This is a genomic window from Bradyrhizobium sp. UNPA324 (assembly GCF_006658635.1).
GTDB classification, from domain to species: Bacteria; Pseudomonadota; Alphaproteobacteria; order Rhizobiales; family Xanthobacteraceae; genus Bradyrhizobium; species Bradyrhizobium nanningense.
Window position 1 is genome coordinate 3,932,604 of the sequence record NZ_LFJD01000004.1, and the last position, 6,854, is coordinate 3,939,457.

Consider the following 6,854-nt stretch of genomic DNA (forward strand, 5'->3'; position numbering starts at 1 on the left):
GCCGGTTAACGCAGTTGGAAGATTCAGCAACCGACCTTGCTTTGATTCGTTGTTCCCCGATGGTATCCTTGTCATCTGTCCCTGTTGCGTTTGGAGTAGCCCATGGCCCCCCGCGCCAATTGGAAGGGTTTTCTGCGTTTGTCGCTCGTGACCTGCCCGGTCGCGCTCTATCCGGCCACTTCGGATACCGAGAAGGTCTCCTTCAACCAGATCAACCGCAAGACCGGCCACCGGATCAAGTACCTCAAGGTCGACGCCGAGACCGGTGACGAGGTGACTTCCGAGGACATCGTCAAGGGCTACAAAGTCGACACCGACACCTATATCGAGGTCACCAAGGACGAGCTCGACGACATCGCGCTCGATTCCACGCACACGATCGAGATCGACGAGTTCGTACCGAAGACCGACATCGACAACCGCTATCTGATCCGCCCCTATTATCTCGTGCCGGACGGCAAGGTCGGCCATGACGCCTATGCCGTGATCCGCGAGACCATCCGCAGCATGGACAAGGTCGCGATCGGCCGCGTGGTGCTGACCAACCGCGAGCACATCATCGCGCTCGAGCCGCTCGAGAGCGGACTGATGGGCACGCTGCTGCGCTACCCTTACGAGGTCCGCAGCGAAACCGAATATTTCGACGACATCCAGGATGTGAAGCTCACCAAGGACATGCTCGACCTCGCCAAGCACATCGTCGAGAAGAAGTCCGGCGCGTTCGAGCCCGAGCTGTTCGAGGATCATTACGAGACCGCCCTGATCGATCTCATCAACAAGAAGCGCAGCGGCATGCCGATCGCAGCCAAGGCCGCGCCGAAGACCGGCGGCAACGTCATCAACTTGATGGACGCGCTGAAGAAGAGCATCGCGAACGAAAAGGACACAGCGCCCGCGGCGAAGGTCGCCAAGGAGACCGCCAAGGCCAAGAAGTCGAAGAAGCGCGTCGAGGGCCAGCGCGAGATGCTGCTGCCGATATCAGGCAAAGGCGGCAAGGACGCTGCGGCGAAGACGGCGAAGGAAGCCCCGAAAAAGGCCGCCGACAAGCCGGTGCGGGCGAAGAAGGCGGGCTGACAGCATCGCATCTGCAATCGCGCCGTGATGCCACCTCTCGCGGATCGGGCGGCCTGACATGCCCTGGTCGACGGCGTTCGACGATCCCGTTCGCGTGAGCAGCAAGCGCACGCTGCTCACACTCCAGGACGCCGCAGACTACATCATGCAACTGCCCGAGGATTCCCAGCACGAGGCGCACTGGCAGACCGCCGTCGAGACCTTGATCAATGCGGCCGAGACGGGCGGCGGCTGGCTGATGTTCGCCCGTATCGCCATGTTGCGGGCCCTGAATGCGCCTGGCCGGCGCCGATGAGCGCGATGGCCGGGCAAACAGCCTCAACAATCCGTTAACCGATACCTCTCCCCCGTTGCGACCGTCGTGGGAGCGCCTGCCGGCGCTCGCCCTACCCACGAGCGTCTGCCGATTTGAATCCATTTGGACTGAGCGGCGGAACCTTAATTTAATGACTGCTGTCGTATCAGCGGAGGCGCGATTGCCCGGGCTTAATTCTTTTGGCGCGCACAAAGACTTATTCGATCTATTTACGAGTTCGATGACGACGCGACCATCGGATGAACAGGAGTTGGCAATGCGTTTGCTCAGGTCTTTCCTTGCCGATGAGAACGGTGCGACCGCGATCGAGTACGGCCTCATCGCCGCGGGGATCGCGCTGGCAATCGTGACGGCCGTGAACAACACGGGCGGCGCCCTCCTCAACAGCAAGTTCAACGCGGTCAGCTCGGCGATCAAGTAGCGCCCGATTCCCGGTTTGGCCGGCCGACATCGGCGATATCGCCACGGCATTCAGCTTCCCCCGTCATTTCCGGCCTGGCACGCCTGCAACGGCGAGCCTGCGTGACGGCATGCCACGGCCTGCCCATGCCGCGGCCGCGCGCGGGCCATGATCTGGGTCAACAGCATCACGGCCGCGACGTCTAAGCATGGAGGCCGGGTTTCCTCCCTGCCGGCCTGTCCATGCATCCAGAGCTTCCGCACTCCCGACTGAAGATCCGCCGCGTCCGGCTCGATACCGGCCGCGAGAACGTCGTCGTCCTCTCCAGGCAGTCGAAAGCGCTGCGCGCCGAGATCTTCCGTGGCTTCAGCCGCGTCGAGCTGCGTCAGGGCGACAAGGTCATGCTGGCGACGTTGCTGATCACCGACGACGACACGCTGGCGGCCCCGGACGAGATCGGACTCTCCGAGCCGGCATTCCGGCGCTTCGCGCAAGGCGTGGGCACGCAGGTCACGATCAGGCCGGCCTCCCCTCCGGAGAGCCTGGAAGCGGTGCGCGCGAAGATCCACGGACGAACGCTGAGCCAGGCCGAGATCGGCGCGATCATCAACGACCTCGCACATTATCGCTACTCGGACATGGAGATTGCCGCCTTCCTGATCGGTTCGGCGAGCTTCATCACCAGCGACGAGCTGCTCTCGCTCACCGGGGCGATGGCCCAGGCCGGCACGCAATTGGTGTGGCCGACCCCTGTTGTCGTCGACAAGCATTGCATCGGAGGCATCCCCGGCAATCGCACCTCGATGGTCGTGGTGCCGATCGTCGCCGCGCACGGCCTGCCGATCCCGAAGACCTCCTCGCGCGCCATCACCTCGCCCGCCGGCACCGCCGACACGATGGAAGTCTTGGCGCGGGTGAATGTCGGCGTCGAGGAGATGAAGGCGATCGTCTCGGCCTGCAACGGCTGCCTGATCTGGGGCGGGCACGTGAACCTGTCGCCGGCCGACGACGTCCTGATCTCGGTCGAGCGCCCGCTCAGCCTCGATACCCGCGAGCAGATGGTCGCCTCCATCATGTCCAAGAAGATCGCAGCGGGCTCGACGCATCTGTTGATCGACATTCCGGTCGGGCCGACCGCGAAGGTCACCAGCGGCGTCGAGGCAATGCGGCTGCGCAAGCTGTTCGAATTCGTCGGCGACCGCTTCGGCCGCACGGTCGAGGTGATCGTGACCGACGGAAGCCAGCCGATCGGCAACGGCATCGGGCCGGTGCTCGAGGCCAATGACGTCATGGCGGTGCTCGGCAACGAGAAGGATGCGCCGCGTGACCTGCGCGAGAAATCGCTGCGGCTCGCCGCACATCTCCTGGAATACGATCCGAAGCTGCGTGGCGGCGCCGGCTATGCCCGCGCGCGCGAATTGCTCGACAGCGGCGCGGCACTGAAGCAGATGCAGAAGATCATCGACGCCCAGGGCCCCTCGACCTACAGCAACGAGCTGGGGCCGCTCAGCTTCGACGTCAAGGCGACGCATGACGGCATGGTGTCCCAGATCGACTGCCTGCGTCTGAACCGCCTTGCCCGCACCGCCGGCGCGCCGCTCGACAAGGGTGCCGGCATCCGCCTGTTCAAGAAGATCGGCGATCGCGTCGAGCAGGGCGAGCCGCTCTATCGCGTCTACACCTTCGACCGTCCCGAGCACGATCTGGCGGCCGATGCCGCCACTGAGGAGAGCGGCTACGTCGTCAACGGTCACGAGGCCACGAAGGGCAAGTCAGCGTCGTGAGCACGATCGCGCTCCAGACACTGCCCGGCGGCGCCGATGCGGCGACACGCCTTGCGGCGCGGCTCGGGCTTTCCTGCGCCGAGATCGCCGTGCATCGCTTTCCGGACGGCGAGCTGCGCGTCGCCGTCGCACCGGCCGCTGATACCATCCTCCTCTATGTCTCGCTCGATCAACCCAATGACAAGCTGATCGCCCTGCTGTTCGCTGCGGAGGCATTGCGGCGTGGCGGCGCGAAGCGGCTGGTCCTGGTCGCACCCTATCTTTGCTACATGCGGCAGGACGCTGCATTTCATGCGGGCGAGGCCATCAGCCAGCGTGCCATGGGCGCTCTGCTCGCAAGGACCGTCGACCGAATCGTCACCGTGGATGCGCACCTGCATCGTACCCCCGACATCAGGTCGGTCTTTCCAGGCATCGAAGCGGAGAACCTGTCCGCCATGCCTGTCATCGCGAACGCGCTGGCGACCGGCGGTATCGCCCCCGCAACAATCGTAATCGGGCCCGACATGGAGTCCGAGCCATGGGTGAACGACATCGCGAGCCGGCTGCGATTGCAGCATACGGTGGCCCGAAAGGCGCGGCACGGCGATCGATCCGTTTCCATCAGTTTTGCCGATCCCGGCCTGCTGGCGGGACGGCCCGCGCTCCTGGTGGACGACATCGTCTCCTCAGGGACGACGCTGATCGCGGCAGCGAAGGCCCTGACGGCGATGGGCGCGACCGCCGTCGATGCGATCGTGACGCATGCGCTGTTTCCACCCGCGATGATCGCCGCCTTCACCGAGGCCGGCATCCGGTCGGTTCGCTCGACCGACAGCGTGCCGCATCCAACCAACGCGATTGCGCTCGACGAGATTCTCGCGGCCGCCTTGCGGTCCGAACTGACCACGACGCATCTTCCGGAGACGATTCCATGAGCATCACCGTTCGATTTTGTGGTGCCGCCCGCACCGTGACCGGGTCGAGCTATCTGTTCCAGACCGCAAGCGGCCGCTTCCTGGTCGATTGCGGCCTGTTCCAGGGCCAGAAGACGCTGAAGGAGCTCAACTACGGCGCCTTTCCGTTCCGCCCTGCCGATATCGATGCAGTGCTGCTCACGCATGCCCATATCGACCACAGCGGTCTGTTGCCGAAACTCGTGCGCGCGGGCTTCGAGGGTCCGATCCTGGCGACGCGCGGCACCATCGACCTCTGCTCCTACATGCTGCCCGACGCCGGCAGCATCCAGGAATCGGAAGTTGCGCAGCTCAACCGGCGCAACGCCTCGCGCGGGCGCAAGGAGGTGCTGCCGATCTACACGCAGGCCGATGCGATCGCATCGCTGCAATCGTTTCGCGCGGTCGACTACGAACGCTGGACCGACGTGATCCCGGGCGTCCGCGCGCGCTATTGGAACGCGGGCCATCTGCTCGGCTCCGCCTCGATCGAACTCGAAATCGCCGAGCAGGGCTCGCCACGCCCGCTGCGCGTGCTGCTCTCCGGCGACGTCGGACCGGAGGCCAAGCTGCTGCAGCCCGATCCCGAAGCGCCAAGCGACCTCGACTACATCATCTCGGAATCGACCTATGGTGACCGGATACGCGAGGCCACGACACCTGCGCTGCGCCGCAAGCACCTCGCGGCAGAGGTGCGCGATGCGGCGGCGGCCGGCGGCGCGCTGCTGCTGCCCGCCTTCGCGGTCGAGCGCACCCAGGAGCTGATCGTCGATCTCGTCGACCTGATGGAGCACGGCGAGATTCCGACCGCACCGATCTTCCTCGACTCTCCGCTCGCGATCCGCGCGACCGAAGTGTTTCGCCGCCATGCCGCGAGCCTCGATCCATCGGTCGATGCAACGCGCCTGCTCAACTCGCCGCATCTCAAATTCACCGAGACCGCGGACGAGAGCAAGGCGATCATGCGCCTGTCCGGATTCCATATCATCATCGCCGCGAGCGGCATGTGCGATGCCGGCCGCATCCGCCATCATCTGAAGCGCTGGCTGTGGAACGAGCGCGCGACCGTGCTGCTCGCCGGCTTCCAGGCCAACGGCACGCTCGGCCGCTTCCTCCAGAACGGAGCCAAGGCCGTGCGGATCCAGGGGGAGGAGATCAAGGTCGCGGCCCGCATCCGAATGATCGACGAATATTCGGGGCACGCCGACGGCGCCGGCATTGCCAGCTGGATCGCGGCGCGCCGCCCCATCGCCCGCGGGCTGTTCCTGGTCCATGGCGAGGAAGGCGCCATTGCCGGACTCGCCGAACGCGTCGCCGAGCGCATCATTCCGGCGGCCAAGGTCTACCAGCCTATGCTGGACGACATCTACGAGCTCGCCGCGCCCGAACCGCGCGTGCTCGACGTCGATCACCGTCGGCGGCTCGCGCCGGAGGCCGTGACCCGTCTCGACTGGCACAACGAGATGTCGGAGCTCATGCTCGACATCAACGACAGGATTGGGGCGGCCGCCGACGACCGCGCCCGCGGCGTCATCATCCGCAGGCTGCGCCGGGCGCTGGAGGAGAAGGTGTAGCCGGACGGCGGTCGCAGTAATAGGCATCGGCGTCTCAGCAGATTCCGCATTGCGAGCGCAGCGAGCAATCCAGAATCCCTCGGCGGTTAGACTCTGGATTGCTTCGTCGCAAGAGCTCCTCGCAATGACGGAGTGTGGGGAGATGACATCGCCTTAACACGCCTCTCTCGTGTCCCGGACGCGCTGGAGCGCTCTTGCGCTGCGGCGCAGAGCCGGGACCCAGAAGGCTGCGCATTCCGCTGATGCATGGGCCCCGGCTCTGCAGCGCACCGCACCGGACGATGCTTCGCATCGCCGGGGGCGCTGCGCTGCGTCCGGGGCAGAAGACCGCTGTTGACGATTGACACGCCTCCCCATTCTCGCGGCTTGTTTCGCCCGAGCTTTGCTGTCTTCTTCCGCCCTTATCTCAACAAGGGCGCAGGGAAGGCCGGGCGCCGGCTGGCACCCGAAGTCCCGCGTGTGCTGAAGAAGCGCGCACGGGGTGGACGACAGGTGACGCCGGGACATCCCGGCCTTCCCTGCGCGGATGGTTTTCACGGTGTCCTTCGTGCTCTCCCCGGGGAGCGATGCACTATTGCCCCCGTCGCCTTGCGGATGATCGATGCGCGCGCCGGTTGGCCGCCGCATCTCCGCAGGACTTGACGCACAGACCCCGGGCGTCAGGACCACACGACTTCTCCGTCCGCGCACGTCCTCGCTGGGTTCTCCACGGCTGGCGTGCGCTCACCGTCGAGGCCATTCGAAGACGCTGTCAGCGCCGTGTCGTATCGC

Annotated in this window: 6 protein-coding genes; all 6 read left to right on the forward strand. The window is 65.4% G+C overall.

The features are described from left to right. Positions 1-102: 102 nt before the first annotated feature. The 6 genes from ku to UNPA324_RS19030 all read left to right on the forward strand — a co-directional run bounded on the left by ku (position 103) and on the right by UNPA324_RS19030 (position 6,083). Positions 103-1,074, forward strand: coding sequence for a non-homologous end joining protein Ku (ku, locus tag UNPA324_RS19005; protein ID WP_128918974.1), 972 nt, complete (start codon positions 103-105; stop codon positions 1,072-1,074). 58 nt (positions 1,075-1,132) lie between these two features. Further along, positions 1,133-1,369, forward strand: coding sequence for a hypothetical protein (locus UNPA324_RS19010; RefSeq protein ID WP_141935383.1), 237 nt, complete (start codon positions 1,133-1,135; stop codon positions 1,367-1,369). A gap of 277 nt (positions 1,370-1,646) precedes the next feature. Continuing rightward, positions 1,647-1,811: a Flp family type IVb pilin gene (locus tag UNPA324_RS19015; RefSeq protein WP_128918972.1), complete on the forward strand. Its 165-nt coding sequence runs from the start codon at positions 1,647-1,649 to the stop codon at positions 1,809-1,811. Between the two features lie 221 nt (positions 1,812-2,032). Beyond that, entirely contained in the window at positions 2,033-3,574 is a 1,542-nt protein-coding gene (locus UNPA324_RS19020; protein ID WP_141935384.1) for a thymidine phosphorylase family protein, read from the forward strand. Next, complete coding sequence (locus tag UNPA324_RS19025) at positions 3,571-4,491, forward strand: ribose-phosphate pyrophosphokinase (protein WP_141935387.1); 921 nt, start codon at positions 3,571-3,573, stop codon at positions 4,489-4,491. The genes UNPA324_RS19020 and UNPA324_RS19025 overlap by 4 nt, the downstream gene beginning before the upstream one ends. After that, the gene (locus tag UNPA324_RS19030) at positions 4,488-6,083 is read left to right on the forward strand and encodes an MBL fold metallo-hydrolase (protein WP_128918969.1); all 1,596 of its coding nucleotides are present in this window, start codon (positions 4,488-4,490) and stop codon (positions 6,081-6,083) included. Before UNPA324_RS19025 ends, UNPA324_RS19030 begins: the two co-directional genes overlap by 4 nt. The last annotated feature ends 771 nt before the right edge of the window (positions 6,084-6,854 follow it).